Here is an 18232-nt window from a genome sequence, read left to right as displayed (position 1 = left end):
GGGTATTTGGCATTTGACAATGTGCACGCTGTTGAGTTCTCAAGGACCAGACGCACCCGGCGCGAACCTTCTCAGGACCGCCGCCGAGGCAACTTGTCTACCTTACCCTATGATTTCCCCGCATGGGACCACCTCTTTCAGACGAGGTGAAGACACGGGAGAAGCTCGAAGCTTCATGTCTTAGGGATTTACAATCTTAGGCCGCCACACACCTGCTCGCAAGCGAGTGATGCGTTCTGAACCGGGATTGGTCCCCGCTTGAGGCCGGCGAGCGCAGATTCTGTGAACCTTGCCGCTCCGCCGCACCTTTGGGGTGACAAGTAAGTAATTTACGTGCCTCCCCGGGGCTCGGCAAATCGGGCCCACGGCCCGGGCGTGTCGCGCCAGACTGGAGCCATGCAGAGCTCCGTCGCACGTCCCGTCCTGGCCCGCCTGCTCGCGGATCTCGGCCTCGATGCCCGCATCGCCGAGCGGGCCCCGGCCGCCGACGCAGCCGTACCGCTCAGCTCTGCGCTCCCTGTCCCGACGCTCGCCCGCGACAGCGTGGACGCGGCCGCCCTTCTCGCCGCCCACGTCGTGGAGGAACGCACCGGCGTACGCGTTCGCCCGGAGACGGATGGCCGCCGTACGGCCGCCGCCTACTCGAGTGAGCGGACACTGCTGGTCGACGGCGAGGTGCCGGCGGTCTGGGCGCCCCTCTCGGGTTTCTGGTCGACACGAGAGGGCTGGGTGCGTACACACGGCAACTACCCGCATCACGCGCGGGCGCTGCGGATCGCCCTCGAGGTCTCGCCCGAGGCGACCCGTGAGGAGGTGCGGGAGCGGATCGCCCGCACCGATGCGGTTGCGCTCGTCGAACGGGTCGTGCGACTCGGCGGGGTCGCCGCCGTCGCGGCGCAGGTCGATCCGCTCGAGGAGGAACGCCGCGCATCAGCGCCCCTCATCGAGCGTCGCTCGTGGCGGGCACAGCCGCGCAAGTGGATCGGCGATTCCACGCTTCCCCTCGCCGGCATCCGCGTACTGGACCTCACGCGCGTGATCGCCGGCCCCGTGTCGACCCGCACACTGGCGCACTTCGGCGCCGACGTGCTGCGGATCGACTCCCCCGTGCTGCCCGAGTTACCCTGGCAGCACCTCGACACCGGCGCGGGAAAGCGATCGGCACTGCTCGATCTCGCTGCAGCAGCAGACAGGGCGACCTTCCACCGGCTGCTCGCATCCGCCGACGTCGTGGTGCTCGGCTATCGCCCCAGCGGCCTCGGCGGCCTAGGGCTGGACCCCGACGCCTTGGCCGACAGCCACCCCGGCCTCGTGATCGCCCGCCTGTCGGCGTGGGGATTCGAGCAAGCGGACGCAGATCGGCGCGGATTCGACAGCATCGTGCAGGCCGCATCCGGCATCGCCTGGCGGGAGTCCTCCGATGGCCAGACGCCGGGGGCGTTGCCCGCCCAGGCCTTGGACCACTCGGCGGGCTACCTGCTGGCGGCCGCCGTCATTTCCGCGCTCGCCCGGCAGCGCGCCGAGGGCGGAACGCATCTCGTGCAGACCTCGCTGCGCCGCATCGCCGCCGAGCTGCTGACGCTGCCCGCGGAGCAGCGCGCCGCGGCCGACCCCGACCTCTCGGATCAGGCCGTCACCTACGAAACGGATGCGGGAACCGTACGCGTCGTCCGGCCGGCCGCCCGGCTCGCGGGCATGCCCGACACGTTCGCCGACGCGCCGCATGCGTGGGGAACGGATGCGCCCGCCTGGTTGCCGCGGTAGGCCGAGCGCTACTCGACGAAGATTCCCGCGAGGGTCTTCTTGCCGCGTCGGAGTACGGCCATGCCTGCGGGCAGCGTCCAGTCGGCGATGGTCGCGGACTCGTCCGAGATCTTCGCATTGTTGACCGACACTCCGCCCTGGCGGATGGCCCGGCGCGCTTCGCTGAGGCTGCCGACGAGGCCCGTGTCGGCGAGCAGCTGGGCGACGGGTGCGTCGGGCGACGTCGTCGTGTTCGGCAGTTCCCGCAACGCCGTCTCGAGCGTGTCGGCATCGAGGGCGGCGAGGTCGCCCTGGCCGAACAGCGCATCCGATGCGGCGATGACCTTCTGCGTCGCATCCTCTCCGTGCACGATGGCGGTCACCGCATGCGCGAGCGTGCGCTGCGCCTCGCGACGGAACGGAGCGTCGAGCACCGCCTGCTCGAGGCGCTCGATCTCGGACCGCGAGAGGAAGGTGAACACCTTCAGGCGTTCGATGACATCGGCGTCGTCGGTGTTCAGCCAGAACTGGAAGAACGCGTACGGGCTGACCAGCGCGGAGTCGAGCCAGATCGCATTCCCCTCGCTCTTGCCGAATTTCGTGCCGTCGCTGTTGGTGATCAGCGGGGTGCCGATCGCGTGCACGCTCGCGCCCTCGACGCGGTGGATGAGGTCGATGCCGCTCGTGAGGTTGCCCCACTGGTCGCTTCCGCCGGTCTGCAGCACGCAGTCGTACTGCCGGAACAGCTCGAGGTAGTCGAATCCCTGCAAGATCTGGTAGCTGAACTCCGTGTAGCTGATGCCGGCGTCGGAATTCAGGCGAGCGGCGACGGCATCCTTCTTGAGCATCGTGCCGACGCGGTAGTGCTTGCCGATCTCGCGCAGGAAGTCGATGGCCGAGAGGGGCGCCGTCCAGTCCAGGTTGTTGACGAGGGTCACCGGGTTCGGGTCCTCGGAACTGAGGAAGCGCGAGACCTGCGCGCGCAGGGCGTCGACCCACTCTCCGACGGTCTCCCGGGCGTTGAGCACGCGTTCGGCCGTCGGTCGCGGGTCGCCGATGAGGCCCGTCGAGCCGCCGACGAGGCCGAGCGGCCGGTGGCCGGCGAGCTGGAGTCGGCGCATCGTGAGCAGCTGAACGAGATTGCCCAGGTGCAGGCTCGGCGCAGTCGGATCGAAACCGCAGTAGAAGGTCAGCGGACCGGCGGCGAGTGCCTGTTTCAGCTCCACCTCGTTGGTGGAGACGTGCACGAGGCCGCGCCAGACGAGTTCGTCCCACACGTCGTCGAAGCTGGAATCGTTGGCCTGCTCGGCGAGGATGGCGGGGTCGGACACGCTGCAAGGCTACCAGCGGCGCGCGGCCGCCCGATAAGGCCTGCAGGCTTCAGCGGCGCTGATTAAGGTTTATGGCTATACTCGAGGCAGACAAGCCCACAGCCTTAACGAGGGAGGACGGCATGTTCGTGGTCACCGCCGATCAGGTGGACAGCCGTCACGACGTCGACCGCGCCGCCGCCGTCGTGGAGCGGCTCGAGTCGGCCCACCGCGGTGCTCTCGCCCTCCCCGTCGACCAGACGGCCGGCGATGAGGTGCAGCTCGTGACCGCCGAGGCCGAAACCGCGCTGGCCAGCGTTCTCGACCTGACCCGGTCGGGTCGCTGGAGCGTGGGACTCGGCGTCGGATCGGTGCGCACTCCCCTGCCGGATGCGGCCCGCAAGGCGACGGGAGACGCCTTCATCGCGGCTCGCGATGCCGTGGACGCCGCCAAGCGCGACGAGTCCCGCTTCGCGCTGCGCACCCGCCGCACACCGGAGACGATCGTGACCGCCGAGCTCGTCGAGCCCCTCCTGCGCATGCTCCTGGTGGCGCGCCGTCGTCGCTCGGACCAGGGCTGGGAGGTCTCGGATCTGATGCGCTCGGGGCACACGCAGAAGGAGGCTGCTGGCATACTCGGCATAACGCCGGCCGCGGTGAGCCAACGCCTTCGCGCCGGGCTCTGGCGGCTGGACGAGGAGGCCCAGCCCGCCCTTGTCACACTGTTGAGGGAACTGGACGCGACCGTCTCGGCCGCGAACAGCGCGAAAGGAACGGAACCGTCGGCATGATCACCCCTCTCGACCTCATCATCTGGCTGCTGCTTCTGCTCACCCTGGGGGCAGGGACGACGGTGGCGGTGCTCTCCTTCCTGCGGCCCAACCACCTGCTCACCTGGCTCGCGGCGGGAGCGCTGCTGGTGGCGCTGCTGTTCGCCTGGCTCGCGCGGCCCGACGTGCCCGCGGTCGTCGACCTCGTCGTGGCGGTCGTCGCCACCGGCCTCGCCGTTCTCGGCGGCGGCCCCGCCGCCCGGCTCGCCCTCGACCTGGCGACGAAGGGCAGCGTGCGTGAAGGCATCCACGGCGGCATCGTCGTGCCGCAGGACGCGCGCGACGCGCAGGGTGTTCTCTATCGCACTGATCGGGAGGTACTGCGCGGTGGAACGACGATCGGCGTACTGGAGCGATTCGCCACCGTCGCCTCGGTGATCGCCGGGTTGCCGGAGGCTCTCGCCGTGATCGTGGCGGTGAAGGGCGTCGGCCGCTTCACCGAGCTCGAGTCCTCCGAAGCCCGAGAACGCTTCATCATCGGAACCTTCGCCAGCCTCATCTGGGCCTGCGTGTGCGGTGCCGTCGTGCGACTCGTCATCGCCTGAACCGACGCCCGCACGCATCCGTTCAGGGATGCGACTTCGGATGCCGCCGGAACACCGACACGCTCGGCTCACCGGGGATGAAGAACCGCCACGGGAAGGCGGCGCCACCACCGGCGCCCGACACTCCGACGCGCGGTCCCTGCTCGACCGGCACCGGCTCGTCGGCCGGCAACAGCTCGAACGGCGGCGCGAACAGGTCGGATCCGTTCTCGGCCAAGCGGATTCCGAGGGCGTTCGTCAGCCGGGCGGGGCCGCGCGCGAGGTCTCGGTCGGCGCTCGCCGCGGGGCGCCGCACGCGAGCGAGCTCGATGCCTTCGACGATCTCGCCGGCCCGCAGCAGCACGGCCGAGGCCGAGCCGACCGGCGAGCAGACCACGTTCACGCAGGTGTGCATGCCGTAGGTGAAGTAGGCGTAGAGATGGCCGGGCTCCTCGAACATCACCGCATTGCGCGCGGTGCGGCCCCGGTAGGCGTGCGAGCCCGGATCCTCTCCATTCCCGCGGTAGGCCTCCACCTCGGTCAGGCGCACGGTGACCGTGCCGTCGTCGGTGCTGTAGCGAAGGTAGGCGCCGAGCAGCGCGGGCGCGACCTCGACCGCATCCCGTGCCAGGAACTCGCGCTCGATCGCCCTCACGTGCGTTCGGCGAGCACCCGGATGCGTTCGGTCAGCGCGGCGAGTTGCTCGGCAACGCGCACGGGCGCCGTGCCGGGGGTGTTGTCGCGGCTCGCGACCGAGCCTTCCACGCTCAGCACCGAGCGCACCTGGGGATTCAGGTGCGGGGAGATCTCGGCGAGGGCCTCGTCGGGGATCTCGTGCAGATCGAGCCCGTGCTCCTCGGCGTACCGCACCATGGCGCCCGAGATCTCGTGGGCGTCGCGGAACGGCAGGTGCTGCTTGACGAGCCAGTCGGCGACATCCGTCGCGAGCGAGAACCCCTGCGGTGCCAGCTCGGCCATGCGTTCCGGGTGGAAGCGCAGCGTCGCGACCATGCCGGTGAATGCCGGGAGGAGCACCTCGAGCGTGTCGACGGAGTCGAAGACGGGCTCCTTGTCTTCCTGCAGGTCGCGGTTGTACGCCAGCGGAAGGCCCTTCAGCGTGGTCAGCAGGCCGGCCAGATTGCCCACGAGGCGTCCGGACTTGCCCCGCGTGAGCTCGGCGATGTCGGGGTTCTTCTTCTGCGGCATGATCGACGAGCCGGTCGAGTAGCCGTCGTCGAGGGTGACGAAGCCGAATTCGCGGGTGTTCCAGATGATGATGTCTTCGGCCAGCCGGGAGAGGTCGATGCCGATCTGCGCACTGATGTAGGCGAATTCCGCGACCACGTCGCGGGCGGCCGTGCCGTCGAGCGAGTTCTCGACCACCCGGCCGAAGCCCAGTTCACGGGCCACCAGCTCGGCGTCGAGCCCAAGGGTGTTGCCGGCGAGGGCACCCGAGCCGTAGGGCGAGGCATCGGCGCGTCGCTGCCAGTCCGCGATGCGCTCCAGGTCGCGCACGAGCGGCCAGCAGTACGCGAGCAGGTGATGCGCGAGCAGGATGGGCTGCCCGTGCTGCATGTGCGTGCGTCCGGGCATGATCACGCCGTCGTTCGCCGCTGCCTGGGCCGCGAGCGCGTCGAGGAGGTCGATGATGAGGGACCGGATGCGCACGGCGGCATCGCGCAGGAACAGCAGGCCGAGCGTGGCGATCTGGTCGTTGCGGCTGCGGCCGGCACGCAGCTTGCCGCCGAGGTCGGGACCCACCACCGAGATCAGCGCGCTCTCCAGCGCGCCGTGCACGTCTTCATCCGTGTCGGCCGGGCGCAGCTCGCCGCTGGCGACCTGATCGGCCAGCGACTGCAGCCCCGCGATCATGCGCTGCAGCTCCTCGTCGCCCAGGTACCCGGCGGCCGCGAGTGCGCGGGCGTGGGCGACCGAGCCGGCGAGGTCGTATGCCGCCAGCCGCCAGTCGAAGTGGGTGGACCGGCTGAGCGCCTGCAGCTCCGGCGATGGGCCCGAGGCGAAGCGGGCGCCCCAGAGCGAGCCTTCATTCGTCGAGTTCTCGGCCATCAGCGCACGCCGTTCTGCTCGAGCAGCCACACGAGCAGCGCCTTCTGCGCGTGGAGCCGGTTCTCGGCCTCGTCCCAGATGATCGACTGCGGCCCGTCGATCACGTCGGCTGCGACCTCGAAGCCGCGGTCGGCGGGCAGGCAGTGCAGGAACACGGCGTCGGAGGCCGCGAGCGCCATGAGTTCGGCATCGACCTGGTAGTCGCCGAAGGCGGCCAGCCGCGCCGCCTTCTCGTCCTCCTTGCCCATCGAGACCCAGGTGTCGGTGACCACGACGTCGACACCGGCGACGAGGGCACGCGCATCCGTGCCCACCTCGATGGATCCTCCGGTACGCGCGGCGATCGCCTGGGCGTCGGCGACGACCGCATCCGTCGGGCTGAACCCGGCCGGCGAGGCGATGCGCACGTGCATTCCCGCCGTCGCGCCCGCGAGCAGGTAGGACTGCGCCATGTTGCTGGCGCCGTCGCCGAGGAAGGTGACGGTGAGGCCGGCGAGCTCGCCCTTGTGCTCCCGCAGCGTGAGCAGGTCGGCGAGCAGCTGGCAGGGGTGGAACTCGTCGGAGAGCGCGTTGACGACGGGCACGGTGGTCTCCGACGCCATCTCGTCGAGGCCGGACTGCGCATAGGTGCGCCACACGATGGCGCTGACCATGCGCTCGAGCACGCGCGCCGTGTCGCTCGGTGTCTCCTTGCCGCCCAGCTGCGAGTTCGCGGTCGAGATGATGAGCGGAGAGCCGCCGAGGTCCGCGATGCCCACCGCGAACGAGACGCGCGTGCGGGTGGAGGACTTGTCGAAGATCACCGCCACCGTCTGCGGCCCCGCGAGAGGCCTGCTCCCCCAGCGGTCGGCCTTGATGCCCACGGCGAGGTCGAGGATCGCGGCCTGCTCCTCGGGTGTGATGTCGTCGTCGCGCAGGAAGTGCCTGGTCATACGGTGATCTCTTTCATGGTGGTGGCGAGCGCCTTCTCGAAGCGTTCGGAGAACTCGGTGACCTCGGAGTCGCCGATGATGAGCGGCGGTGCGAGGCGGATGCTGGAGGGGTTCGACGCATTCACGATGAGCCCTTCCCGCTGGGCGGCGGCCACGATGCGGGCGGCCACCGGTTCGGCCAGGCCGATGCCGATGAGCAGGCCTTGGCCGCGCAGGTCTGTGACGAGCGGGGAACGCATGCCACGGATGATCTCGCGCAGCTGCCGCCCGCGTCGATCGGCGTTCTCAACGAGTCCGGCGCGTTCGATCTCGCCGAGCACCGCGTTGCCGGCCGCAGTCGCGAGCGGGTTCCCGCCGAAGGTCGAGCCGTGCTGTCCAGGGCCGAAGAGCGCCGAGGCGCCTCCGAAGGTCACGAGCGCGCCGATGGGGATGCCTCCGCCGATGCCCTTCGCGAGCGTGATGGCGTCGGGCACGATGCCCTCGCGCTGGAAGGCGAACCAGCGCCCGGTGCGCCCGGCGCCCGTCTGGATCTCATCGAGGATCAGCAGGGCTCCGTGCTCGGCCGTGAGTTCCCGGGCGCGCTTCAGGAACCCGGCCGGCAGGTCGAGCACGCCGGCCTCCCCGAGGATGGGCTCGAGGAAGAGCGCGGCCACGGTGCCGTCGATGGCCGTCTCGAGGGCCTCCACTGTGGCGTCGATGTGCTCGACTCCCCCGGGCACGGGCTCGAATTCGAGCCGCATCGCCGGTTTCCCGCTCAGCGCGAGCGCCCCCATCGTGCGCCCGTGGAAGGAGTTGGTGAGGGTGATGATGCGGGTGCGTCCGCCGTGGCGGTGCAGCCGGGCGAGCTTGAAGGCGGCCTCGTTCGCCTCCGCCCCGGAGTTGCCGAAGTAGACGCGGCCCCGACTGCCCGCACCGGTGAGGCGCTTGAGGCGCTCGGCGAAGGCGACCTGCGGCTCGCTCGCGAAGTAGTTCGAGATGTGCGCCATCCGCCCGGCCTGCTGCGAGACCGCGTCGACGAACACCGGATGCGCGTGTCCCAGCGCGTTCACGGCGATGCCGGCGAGGAAGTCGAGGTAGCGGTTGCCCTCGACGTCCCACACCCAGGCACCCTCGCCGTGATCGAGCATGGCGAACGGCGTGGCGATGGAGCCCATCATCGCGTCGTGGAAACGCTCCTGCCAGTTCTGCCGGGCGTTCACGCGGGAACCACCTCCGTTCCGATGCCCGAGGTCGTGAAGACCTCGAGCAGGATCGAGTGCGGTTCGCGCCCGTCGATGATGGCCGCCTTGGCGACGCCGCCGTCGACGGCCTCGAGGCACGCCGCCATCTTCGGGATCATGCCGGACTCCAGCCGGGGAAGCAGCTCCCGCAGCTCGGGTGCGGTGATGTTCGAGATGAGCGAGTCGCGGTCGGGCCAGTCCCGGTACAGACCCGCCACATCCGTCAGGATGACGAGCTTGTCGGCGCCGAGCGCAACGGCGAGCGCCGCAGCCGCGGAGTCGGCGTTGACGTTGAGCGACTGGCCCTCGGCATCCGCGTCGGGTGCGATCGAGGAGACCACCGGGATGCGCCCGGCATCGAGCTGGGCGATGACCGCGGCAGGGTCCACGGCGACCACGTCGCCGACGAGGCCGAGGTCGACCTCGACGCCGTCGATGACCGCGCCGCGGCGGCGGCCCTCGAACAGGCCGGCATCTTCACCGGAGATGCCGGAGGCGAGCGGCCCGTGACGGTTGATGGCGCTGACGAGCTCCCGGTTCACCGAGCCGGTGAGCACCATGCGCACGACGTCCATGGCCTCGGGCGTGGTCACCCGGTAGCCGCCGCGGAACTCGCTCTCGATGCCGAGGCGCTCGAGCATCGCCGAGATCTGCGGACCGCCACCGTGCACGACGACCGGGCGGATGCCGGCGTAGCGCAGGTAGACCATGTCTTCAGCGAAGGCGCGCTGCAGCTCGGGGCTCACCATGGCGTTGCCGCCGTACTTCACGACGATGATCGCGTCGTGGAAGCGCTTCAGCCACGGCAGCGAGTCGATGAGGGTCTGCGCCTTCACCTGTGCGGTGGGCTCGGGAATCGATGTCTCTTCCGCCATCATCAGCTCGCGTACGCGCTGTTCTCATGCACGTAGTCGTGCGTGAGGTCGTTGGTCAGGATGGAGGCCTCGGCCTCGCCCACGCGCAGGTCGATGAGCACGTGCACCGCGCGGGGAGTGAGGTCGACCTCGTCGCGAGGACGGTCGGGCCGTCCGCCGCTGCACACCCGCACCCCGTTCATCGAGACGTCGACGTCGTAGGGGTCGAAGGTCGCGCTCGTGGTGCCGATGGCGGCGAGCACCCGGCCCCAGTTGGGATCGTTGCCGAAGACCGCGGCCTTGAAGAGGTTGTTGCGCGCCACCGAGCGTCCCACCTCGACGGCCTCGAGTTCGCTCGCGGCTCCGACGACCTCGATGGTGATGTCGTGGCTGGCACCTTCCGCGTCCCCCTGCAGCGCTCGGGCGAGATCGGCGCAGATCCTCGTCAGGGCTGCGGTGAACTCGGCGGTGTCGGGCCGGATGCCGCTGGCGCCCGAGGCGAGCAGGCTCACCTGGTCGTTCGTCGACATGCAGCCGTCGGAGTCGAGCCGGTCGAAACTCACGCGCGTGGCGGAGCGCAGGGCCGCATCGAGCGCGGCGGAGTCGAGGTCGGCATCCGTCGTCAGCACGACGAGCATGGTCGCAAGACCGGGGGCGAGCATGCCTGCGCCCTTCGCCATTCCCCCGATGCTCCAGCCGTCGCCGCGCTCCAGGGCGATCTTCGGATGCGTGTCGGTGGTCATGATGGCGCGGGCAGCGGCCTCGCCGCCGTCGGTGGAGAGCACCGCCGCCGCCGCGTGCACGCCGGCTTCGAGCGCATCGCCGTCGAGCTGGTCGCCGATGAGGCCGGTCGAACAGACGAGCACGTCGCCGGCCGAGACGTCGAGCGCCGTCGCCACCGCCTCGGCCGTGCGGTGCGTCACCTGGAACCCCTCGGGCCCGGTGAAGCAGTTGGCGCCGCCGGAGTTGAGCACGATGGCGCTCACGACGCCGTCAACGATCACCCGCTGCGACCAGAGAACGGGGTTCGCCTTAGCCCGGTTGCTCGTGAAGACCGCGGCGGCCTGCTGCGACGGTCCGCGGTTCACGACGAGGGCGAGGTCGGCGCTGCCCGACGCCTTGATGCCCGCGGCGATGCCGGCTGCTTCGAATCCGAGCGGTGCGGTGATGCTCACGGTGCGACTCCGTTCAGGGGAAGTCCGGTTCTCTCGTCGAGGCCGAGGGCGAGGTTCGCGGACTGGATGGCGGCGCCGGCGGTGCCCTTGACGAGGTTGTCGACGGCCGCGATCACGACGACGCGGCCCACCGCCTCATCGACGGCAAGGCCGAGCAGAGCCGTGTTCGCGCCGAGCACGTCGGCCGTGCGCGGCACCTCGCCCTCCGGAAGCAGCTGCACGAACGGTTCGCCCGCGTAGGCCTCCTCCCAGGCACGGCGCACGGCGGCCGCATCCGTTCCCGGAACGATGCGGGCGGTGCTCGTGGCGAGGATGCCCCGCGCCATCGGCACGATCACGGGCGTGAACGAGAGTGTGGGGTCGTGCGCGCCGGCCGCGCGCAGCGACTGCTGGATCTCGGGGAGATGCCGGTGCGTGCCCCCGACCGCGTACGGGTTGGCGCTGCCGAGCACCTCGCTTGCTAGCAGGTGCGTCTTCAGGCTCTTCCCGGCTCCGCTGGGACCGACCGCGAGCACGCTCACCAGGTCGCGCTCCTCGATCACGCCGGCCCGGATGCCGGGGGCCAGCGAGAGGGCGACCGTGCTGGCGTTGCATCCGGGGGCCGCGATGCGACGCGCGGAGGCGAGCACGTCGCGCTGGCTGCCAGTAGCGAGCGGAAGTTCGGGAACGCCGTAGGCCCAGGCTGCGTGGTGATCGCCGCCGTAGAAGGCCGCCCAGTCCGCCGCGCTCTCGAGGCGATGGTCGGCACCGCAGTCGATCACGAGCGCGGCCTCGTCGAGCTGCGCGCTCATCTCGCCCGAAGCGCCGTGTGGCAGCGCCAGGAAGACGACATCGTGGCCAGCGAGCACCTCCGCCGTCGTCGGCTGCAGCACGAGCCCCGCGTAGGAGCGCAGGTGCGGCTGCACCGCGACGAGCGGCTGCCCGGCGTTCTGGTGCGCGGTGACCGTGCGCACCTCGAGGTCGGGATGGCCGGCGAGCAGGCGCAGCAGCTCGCCACCCGCATAGCCGGATGCGCCGCTGACGGCGACCGAGAACGTCATGTTTCCACCTTAGAGTCGTAGCTTCGAGGCTGATCCGGCGATGCCCACGACGGACGGCATCAGCCGTCGGCGGAACATCGCCTAGCTTCGGCGCTCGACTCGGCGTCGGGGCAGCACGGAGCCCACGCGCGCGACACGCGAGATGGTGGGCTGACCGGCGAACATGGCTCGACCCTATCGGCTTCCGCGCGATCTTTGCAAACCACGCAACATTCCCGCGTCACGTTCCGCGGTGGCCGACCCGGCATCCGCTGCCACCCTCGCCGTTGAACCATTTGGCGGCCGTTGAGCCGCCAGGAGCGGATCAACGGGCACGAAATGGTTCAACGGCGAGACAGGGCGGGGGTCACTCGCGGATGTGGGCACCCGTCAGGTCGGCGGCGCGGGCGGCGCCGGCGAGCTTCGCCTCCGAGGCTTCTGCCGCCGTCAACGTGCGGTCGGGTGCGCGGAAGCGCAGCGCGAACGTGAGGCTCTTCGTGCCCTCGGGAATGCCGTTGCCGCGGTAGTCGTCGACGAGCCGGGCCTCTTCGAGCAGGTCGCCCGCGCCGTCGACGACGGCGCTGCGCACGGATGCGGCGGGCACGTCGGCGGCGACCACGAGCGAGAGGTCCTGGGTGGCGGCGGGCATGGTGCGCACCGGCTGCGCGAGCACCTCGGTGCGGGCCAGCCGGATGAGCGCGTCGAGGTCGACCTCGAAGGCGCCCACGACGCGCGGCAGGTCGGCGGACTCGGCGAGTGCCGGCAGCAGTTCACCGGCATAGCCGACGGTCTCCCCCACCGCGACGATGCGCGCCGTGCGGCCCGGATGGAAGGCGACGTGCTCGCCCTGCTCGATGCTCAGGTCGACGTCGAGCGAGCGCGCAAGTCGCAGCACGGCCGCCACGGCATCTTCCCAGTCCCACGCGATGGCCGCCTGACCGGGCTGCTTGGCGACCGCGTTGCCGATGAGCAGGCCGGCGAGGTTCCGCGGCTGGTGCGGGATGCCGGCAGCCAGCGCTGCGAGCACCTCGTCGCTCGGTCGCTCGTCGCCGATCGGGAGCTCGGGCGAACCGAGCGAGCCCGATGCGCTCGGAAGGAAGACAAGACCGTTCTCGAAGATGGCCAGGTCGGTCAGGCCGCGGGAGAGGTTGCGGTGGGCGACCTCCGCCAGGCCGGGCAGCAGCGAGGTGCGCAGAAGCGGCTTCTCGCCGTCGAGCGGGTTGGCCACGCGCACGGGCGCCTCGACCACACCCTCCAGGCTCCCGTATGCCGCGGCATCCGCGACTCCCACGAACGGATAGGCGACCACCTCGGTGAGCCCGCTGCCGGCGAGCACGTCGGCGGCGACCCGGCGCAGGCGCTGCGATCGGGTGAGCCCGCGTCCGGGAGGAGCGACCGGGAGCACCGCGGGAATGCGGTCGTAGCCCGTGATGCGCGCGATCTCCTCGGCGAGGTCGGCCTTGCCGGTGATGTCGGGCCGCCATGACGGCGGGGTCACGGAGAGCCCGCCCTCGGCCGGTTCCACATGGGCGCCGATCTCGACGAGCGTCGAGTGGATCTCCTCGTCGGTGTACGCGACGCCGACGAGTCCGGAGACGAAGCCGTCGGGCAGCAGGATCGCGGCGCGATCGGGTGTCGTGCGCACCTGCGAGCCGCCCGCGTCAGCAGTACCGCCGGCGAGATCGACCATGAGCTGGGCCGCGCGTGCCACGGCGGCCGGGCCGATGGTGGGATCGACACCGCGCTCGTAGCGCTTCGCGGCCTCGCTCGGCAGCTTGTGCCGCCGTGCGGTGCGAGCCACCGACACCGGATCCCACAGGGCGGCCTCGAGAAGCACGTTCGTCGTCGACGGGCCCATCTCGGTCTCGGCACCGCCCATGACGCCGGCCAGGCCGATGGGGCCGCGGTCATCCGTCACGACGAGGTCTTCCCCACTGAGGCTGCGCTCCTTGCCGTCGAGGGTCGTGAACTTCTCGCCCGGCGCCGCGCGGCGCACGACGATGCCGCCGCGCAGCTGGTCGAGGTCGTAGCCGTGCAGCGGCTGGCCGAGCTCGAGCATGACGTAGTTCGTGATGTCGACGAGAACGGAGACCGAACGGATGCCGGCGAGCTTCAGCCGCGTGACCATCCAGGCGGGTGTGCGTCGGGAGGGGTCGACGCCGCGGACGATCTGGGTCGAGAACGCGGTCGAGCCGACCTTGCCGCGAAGCGGCGCGCGGTCATCGATCGCGACCGGGTAGCCCTGCTCCGCCACGCCGGTGGCCTGTACCTGTGCGACCGGGTCGCGGAAGGCGCCACCGGTGGCGTGGGCGTACTCGCGCGCGACGCCCCGGATCGAGAACGCATAACCGCGATCGGGCGTGACGTTGATCTCGATTGCCGCGTCGTCCAGGTGCAGCAGGCCGATCGCATCCGTGCCGACCTCGGGGTCGAGCCCCAGCTCGGTCAGGCGCAGGATGCCGTCGTGCTCCTCGCCGAGGCCGAGTTCGCGCGCGGAGGCGATCATGCCGTCGGAGACGTGGCCGTAGGTCTTGCGCGCCGCGATCGGGAACGGGCCGGGAAGCACCGCGCCGGGCAGGGTCACGACGACCTTGTCGCCGGGGAAGAAGTTGCCGGCTCCGCAGACGATGCCGCGCACGGCCTCGCCGCCGTCCGCCGCGGACGCGCCATCCGGGGCGACGCGCACCTGGCACCACCGGATGGTCTTGCCGTTGGACTGCGGCTCCGCCGTGAACTCGAGAACCTCGCCGACCACGATGGGGCCGGTGAGCTCGAAGCGGTGAACGTCCTCCTCTTCGAGCCCGACCTTCACGAGTTGCGCGTGCACCTCTTCCGGCGTGGTTCCGGGAACGAGGTCGACGTATTCGCCGAGCCAGCTCAGGGGGATGCGCATGCTCTAGACCACCATTCCGAACTGCTGGCTGAACCGGATATCGCCCTCGACCATGTCGCGCATGTCTTTCACGTCGTCGCGGAACATGAGGGTGCGCTCCACACCCATGCCGAACGCGAAGCCCGAGTACACCTCGGGGTCGATGCCGGCTGCGCGCAGCACGTTCGGGTGCACCATGCCGCATCCGCCCCACTCGATCCAGCGGGCACCGCCGACGAACGTGGGATGCCAGATGTCGGGTTCGGCGCTGGGCTCGGTGAACGGGAAGTAGCTGGGGCGCAGGCGGATCTTCACCTCGTCGCCGAACATCACCTTCGCGAAGTGCTCGAGGGTTCCGCGCAGGTGCGCCATGGTGAGGCCCTTGTCGATGGCGATGCCCTCGAACTGGGTGAACACGGGAGTGTGCGTCGCATCCAGCTCATCGGTGCGGAAGACGCGCCCGGGAGCGAGCACGTAGAGCGGCAGCTCGCGCTCGAGCATCGCCCGGATCTGCACCGGACTCGTGTGCGTGCGCAGCACGAGGTGCGCCTCGGGCGGATCGATGAAGAAGGTGTCCTGCATGGCACGCGCGGGGTGGTCGGCGTCGAAGTTGAGGGCGTCGAAGTTGAACCACTCGCTCTCCAGCTCCGGCCCCTCTGCGATCTCCCAGCCCATGCCGACGAAGACGTCGCTCACCTGCTCCTGCAGCAGCGTGAGCGGATGCCGGGCGCCGATCGGGGCGCGAACCGCGGCGGCGGTCACGTCCACGCGCTCGGCCTCCAGTCGCGCGGCCGCCTCGGCGACGAGCACCTCCTGCTCACGAGCCGCCAGCGCCTGGTTGACGCGCCCACGCGCCCGCCCGACGAGCTTGCCGAACGCGGCCTTGTTCTCGGGGGCGACGTTGCGCAGTTGCGCGTTGAGCTTCGCCAGGGGCGATGCCTCGCCGGCGTGCTCGGCGCGCACGGCCTTCAGGGCAGCGGAGTCGTCGGCGGTCGCGATGGCCGCGAGCGCGGCATCGACGGCAGCGCCGACGCTGGCCTCGGAGATCTCGGTGGGTTCAGACACAAGCCCCAAGTTTAGCGATGGCCGATGCCGGCTCGAACCGGATGCTCGGCGCTCAACGCGCCGGCGCCTCCGATGGGCTGGACGCCTGTGCGAGCAGGATGGCCTGGTCGGGGTCGACGGGCGGCCCCGCGCTGCGGGAACGCCGGCTACCGCCGCTCGCCGTGCGCCGCGAGAGCCAGCGCGCGAACCACGAGAGGCTGAGGTTCATGACGAGGTACACCACGAGCGTCACGACGAAGAGCGAGAACAGGTAGCGATTGCCGTAGAAGCTCGCCAGGTTGTTCATCGTCGTGCGGATGAGCTCGGGGTAGCCGACGATGTAGCCGAGCGAGGTGTCCTTCAGCAGCACGACGAGCTGTGCGACGATCACCGGCAGCATCTGCCGGAACGCCTGCGGAAACTCGATCAGCATCCGAGATTGCAGGGGTCGCAACCCCAGGCTGAGTCCCGCCTCGCGCTGGCCGCGCGGCAGGGCGGCGAGTCCGGCGCGCAGCGCCTCGCCGATGAGCGCGCCGTTGTAGATGACGAGGGCGATCACGACGGCCCAGAAGGCGCCGGTCGAGGCGACGAGCAGGATGAACAGCATCATCAGCAGCACGGGCATGCCGCGGAAGAACTCGAGCACGATGGCCGTCGGGATGCGGATCCAGGCCGTCGCGGCGCTGCGCAGCAGGGCGAACACCACGCCGAGCGCGACGGCCCCGACCGCCGCGATGCCGGCGGCGCGCAACGTGGCCAGGGCGCCACGCCCGATCGCGCCCCAGACCTGCGGATCGGCGTAGATGTCCCACCGGCTCGGGTCGAACATGCCCGGCAGGGTGAGCCCTCCCCCGGCCGTGCGCGGGGCGGCGAGGATGGCGAGAATCCACGCGAGCCCGGCGAGCACGACGAGTGCGCCGAGAATCGAGAAGATCAGCGAGATGCGGCGCCCGCGCGGACCCTGCGCGTCGAAGAGGACGTTCGAACCGCTCATCGCGTCACCGCCACGCGCTTCTCCACCCGTGCGGCCAGCAGGCCGAGCGGAATGGTGATGACGAGGTAGAAGGTGGCCACGCCGAGCAGCACGGCGATCACCGCGTTGCCGTTCGCGTTGGCGAGCTCCTTGCCGATGGTGAACAGTTCGGCCACGAAGAAGCCGCCGGCCACCGAGGTGTTCTTCGTGAGGGCGATGAAGACGTTGATGAGCGGCGGGATGCTCATCCGGAACGCCTGGGGAAGGATGACGTAACCCACGCTCTGGCCGAACCCGAGTCCGAGACTGCGAGCCGCCTCCGCCTGGCCGATCGGCACGCCGTTGATGCCGGAGCGCAGCGCCTCGGCCACGAACGGGGAGGTGTAGACGCTCAGCCCGATCATGGCGAAGACGAGGTAGGACAGGTCGACGCCGAGGTAGGGCAGGATGATCGCGCAGAAGAACAGCACGAGGGTGAGCGGCGTGTTGCGCACGAGCTCGGTGTAGACGGTGGCGAAGCCGCGCAGCGACGTGACGGGCGAGATGCGCATGGCGGCGATGATCGTGCCGATGATGGTGGCGAAGATCGCCGAGACCACGAGCAGCAGGAGGGTCAGACGGAAGCCGTCGAGATAGCGCGGCAGGTTCTCGAGAACGACGTCCACGGACTCCTCCTTCCTCTCAACGGATGCGCTGGGCGGCGCGGCGAACCGGGCCGCCCAGCGGGTTCAGTCAGTACCGGTCGACCGCGGGCGGATCGACGAAGGGCAGCACCTTGCCTGCCGTCGCCTCCCACGCCTTCTTGTAGCTGCCGTCGTCGTAGGACTCCTCGAGGGTGTCGTTGATGAAGTTGCGGAACTCCGTGTCGTCCTTGGCCAGGCCGATGCCGTAGGGCTCCTCGGTGAACGGCTTGCCGACGATCTTGAACTCGCCCTCGTTCTGGGCGGCGAGCCCGGCGAGGATGACGTTGTCGGTCGAGACCGCGACCACGGCTCCCGAGCGCAGCGGCTCGAGGCAGTTGGTGTAGGTGTCGGTCAGCACCGGCTGAGCGCCGATCTCCGCGAGCTTCGCGGCGGGCGTGGAGCCCGTGACCGAGCACACCGGCTGGCCCTTCAGGTCGTCTTCGCTCTTGATGTCCTTGTTGTCGGCGAGCACGAGGATCGACTGTCCGGCGAGGTAGTACGGCCCTGCGAAGGAGATGACCTCCTTGCGCTTGTCGTTGATCGTGTAGGTCGCGACGACGATGTCGACCTGGCCGTTCTGGATGAAGGGCTCCCGGTTGGCGCTGACCGTCTCGGTCCACTTGATCTTGTCGGCGGCGATGCCGAGCTTGGCGGCGATGATCTTGCCGATCTCCACGTCGAAGCCCTCTGGGGTGCCATCCGGTCCGACGAGACCGAACAACGGCTGGTCGAACTTGGTGCCGATGGTGATGGCTCCCGCATCCGCGAGTTTGGCCATCGTCGTGCCTGCTTCGAAGGTCGGCTTCGCCTCGGGGGTGACGCTGCTCCCCCCGGAATCGCCGGAGGAGCATCCGGCCAGTGCGATGGCGGCGGCGGCAGCCAGTGCGGCCAGGCCCAGTGTTCGTCTCGTTCTCATGGTCATCCTCTTCTCAGTGGTTCCTGGATGGTTCGTATCAGGGGTCAGGGAGGGTCGGGTTCGCTTCGGC

The 18232-nt window shown here is 70.1% G+C and carries 16 protein-coding genes; 3 read left to right on the top strand and 13 right to left on the bottom strand.

Features of this window, described 5'->3' with window-relative positions; translation table 11 throughout:
• Nucleotides 1-396 precede the first annotated feature (396 nt).
• A complete protein-coding gene (locus WDJ51_RS09470) occupies nucleotides 397-1764 on the top strand; it encodes a CoA transferase (RefSeq protein ID WP_337852204.1) in 1368 nt (455 codons plus the stop codon).
• 8 nt (nucleotides 1765-1772) lie between these two features.
• Here the strand turns inward: WDJ51_RS09470 and tyrS are convergent, their stop codons facing one another.
• A complete protein-coding gene (gene tyrS / locus WDJ51_RS09465) occupies nucleotides 1773-3074 on the bottom strand; it encodes a tyrosine--tRNA ligase (protein WP_337852203.1) in 1302 nt (433 codons plus the stop codon).
• Between the two features lie 122 nt (nucleotides 3075-3196).
• Here tyrS and WDJ51_RS09460 point away from each other — a divergent pair, with 122 nt between their 5' ends.
• A complete protein-coding gene (locus tag WDJ51_RS09460) occupies nucleotides 3197-3844 on the top strand; it encodes a DNA-binding protein (RefSeq protein WP_337852202.1) in 648 nt (215 codons plus the stop codon).
• Nucleotides 3841-4428, top strand: coding sequence for a hypothetical protein (locus WDJ51_RS09455; protein ID WP_337852201.1), 588 nt, complete (start codon nucleotides 3841-3843; stop codon nucleotides 4426-4428). The genes WDJ51_RS09460 and WDJ51_RS09455 overlap by 4 nt, the downstream gene beginning before the upstream one ends.
• A gap of 22 nt (nucleotides 4429-4450) precedes the next feature.
• On the opposite strand, the gene WDJ51_RS09450 is transcribed toward WDJ51_RS09455, so the two are convergent.
• The 12 genes from WDJ51_RS09450 to WDJ51_RS09395 form a co-directional block, all read right to left on the bottom strand.
• Nucleotides 4451-5062, bottom strand: coding sequence for a DNA-3-methyladenine glycosylase (locus WDJ51_RS09450; protein WP_337852200.1), 612 nt, complete (start codon nucleotides 5060-5062; stop codon nucleotides 4451-4453).
• The gene (gene argH, locus WDJ51_RS09445; protein WP_337852199.1) at nucleotides 5059-6474 is read right to left on the bottom strand and encodes an argininosuccinate lyase; all 1416 of its coding nucleotides are present in this window, start codon (nucleotides 6472-6474) and stop codon (nucleotides 5059-5061) included. Before argH ends, WDJ51_RS09450 begins: the two co-directional genes overlap by 4 nt.
• Nucleotides 6474-7406, bottom strand: coding sequence for an ornithine carbamoyltransferase (argF, locus tag WDJ51_RS09440; RefSeq protein WP_337852198.1), 933 nt, complete (start codon nucleotides 7404-7406; stop codon nucleotides 6474-6476). Before argF ends, argH begins: the two co-directional genes overlap by 1 nt.
• Nucleotides 7403-8605 (bottom strand): acetylornithine transaminase, encoded by a 1203-nt coding sequence (locus WDJ51_RS09435; RefSeq protein ID WP_337852197.1) that lies wholly within the window; start codon nucleotides 8603-8605, stop codon nucleotides 7403-7405. Before WDJ51_RS09435 ends, argF begins: the two co-directional genes overlap by 4 nt.
• Nucleotides 8602-9501: an acetylglutamate kinase gene (gene argB / locus WDJ51_RS09430; RefSeq protein ID WP_443218476.1), complete on the bottom strand. Its 900-nt coding sequence runs from the start codon at nucleotides 9499-9501 to the stop codon at nucleotides 8602-8604. Before argB ends, WDJ51_RS09435 begins: the two co-directional genes overlap by 4 nt.
• Before the next feature lie 2 nt (nucleotides 9502-9503).
• Nucleotides 9504-10655, bottom strand: a complete 1152-nt coding sequence (argJ, locus tag WDJ51_RS09425) for a bifunctional glutamate N-acetyltransferase/amino-acid acetyltransferase ArgJ (protein WP_337852195.1) — start codon at nucleotides 10653-10655, stop codon at nucleotides 9504-9506.
• Nucleotides 10652-11695: an N-acetyl-gamma-glutamyl-phosphate reductase gene (gene argC / locus WDJ51_RS09420; protein WP_337852194.1), complete on the bottom strand. Its 1044-nt coding sequence runs from the start codon at nucleotides 11693-11695 to the stop codon at nucleotides 10652-10654. The genes argJ and argC overlap by 4 nt, the downstream gene beginning before the upstream one ends.
• Before the next feature lie 346 nt (nucleotides 11696-12041).
• A complete protein-coding gene (gene pheT / locus WDJ51_RS09415; protein ID WP_337852193.1) occupies nucleotides 12042-14567 on the bottom strand; it encodes a phenylalanine--tRNA ligase subunit beta in 2526 nt (841 codons plus the stop codon).
• Nucleotides 14568-14570: 3 nt separating this feature from the next.
• Nucleotides 14571-15611, bottom strand: a complete 1041-nt coding sequence (gene pheS / locus WDJ51_RS09410) for a phenylalanine--tRNA ligase subunit alpha (RefSeq protein ID WP_337852192.1) — start codon at nucleotides 15609-15611, stop codon at nucleotides 14571-14573.
• A 52-nt stretch (nucleotides 15612-15663) separates the two neighbouring features.
• The gene (locus WDJ51_RS09405) at nucleotides 15664-16584 is read right to left on the bottom strand and encodes an amino acid ABC transporter permease (RefSeq protein ID WP_337852191.1); all 921 of its coding nucleotides are present in this window, start codon (nucleotides 16582-16584) and stop codon (nucleotides 15664-15666) included.
• Nucleotides 16581-17228 carry an amino acid ABC transporter permease gene (locus WDJ51_RS09400; protein ID WP_337852190.1) on the bottom strand — a complete coding sequence of 216 codons (648 nt, stop codon included), beginning with the start codon at nucleotides 17226-17228 and terminating at the stop codon, nucleotides 16581-16583. The genes WDJ51_RS09405 and WDJ51_RS09400 overlap by 4 nt, the downstream gene beginning before the upstream one ends.
• A 67-nt stretch (nucleotides 17229-17295) precedes the next feature.
• Nucleotides 17296-18162 carry a glutamate ABC transporter substrate-binding protein gene (locus WDJ51_RS09395; RefSeq protein WP_337852189.1) on the bottom strand — a complete coding sequence of 289 codons (867 nt, stop codon included), beginning with the start codon at nucleotides 18160-18162 and terminating at the stop codon, nucleotides 17296-17298.
• Nucleotides 18163-18232 lie beyond the last annotated feature (70 nt).

Origin of the sequence: Rathayibacter sp. YIM 133350, assembly GCF_037404875.1 — a bacterium.
Taxonomy (GTDB): Bacteria; Actinomycetota; Actinomycetes; order Actinomycetales; family Microbacteriaceae; genus Orlajensenia.
The sequence above is the reverse complement of the archived record's forward strand: the minus strand, read 5'-3'. Positions and strand labels throughout refer to the sequence as shown.

Coding starts and splice junctions, on each gene's coding strand:
- WDJ51_RS09470 (WP_337852204.1), top strand. CDS start 397: ATGCAGAGCTCCGTCGCACGTCCCGTCCTGGCCCGCCTGCTCGCGGAT.
- WDJ51_RS09460 (WP_337852202.1), top strand. CDS start 3,197: ATGTTCGTGGTCACCGCCGATCAGGTGGACAGCCGTCACGACGTCGAC.
- WDJ51_RS09455 (WP_337852201.1), top strand. CDS start 3,841: ATGATCACCCCTCTCGACCTCATCATCTGGCTGCTGCTTCTGCTCACC.
- argH (WP_337852199.1), bottom strand. CDS start 6,474: ATGGCCGAGAACTCGACGAATGAAGGCTCGCTCTGGGGCGCCCGCTTC.
- argF (WP_337852198.1), bottom strand. CDS start 7,406: ATGACCAGGCACTTCCTGCGCGACGACGACATCACACCCGAGGAGCAG.
- argB (WP_443218476.1), bottom strand. CDS start 9,501: ATGGCGGAAGAGACATCGATTCCCGAGCCCACCGCACAGGTGAAGGCG.
- argC (WP_337852194.1), bottom strand. CDS start 11,695: ATGACGTTCTCGGTCGCCGTCAGCGGCGCATCCGGCTATGCGGGTGGC.
- pheT (WP_337852193.1), bottom strand. CDS start 14,567: ATGCGCATCCCCCTGAGCTGGCTCGGCGAATACGTCGACCTCGTTCCC.
- WDJ51_RS09405 (WP_337852191.1), bottom strand. CDS start 16,584: ATGAGCGGTTCGAACGTCCTCTTCGACGCGCAGGGTCCGCGCGGGCGC.
- WDJ51_RS09395 (WP_337852189.1), bottom strand. CDS start 18,162: ATGAGAACGAGACGAACACTGGGCCTGGCCGCACTGGCTGCCGCCGCC.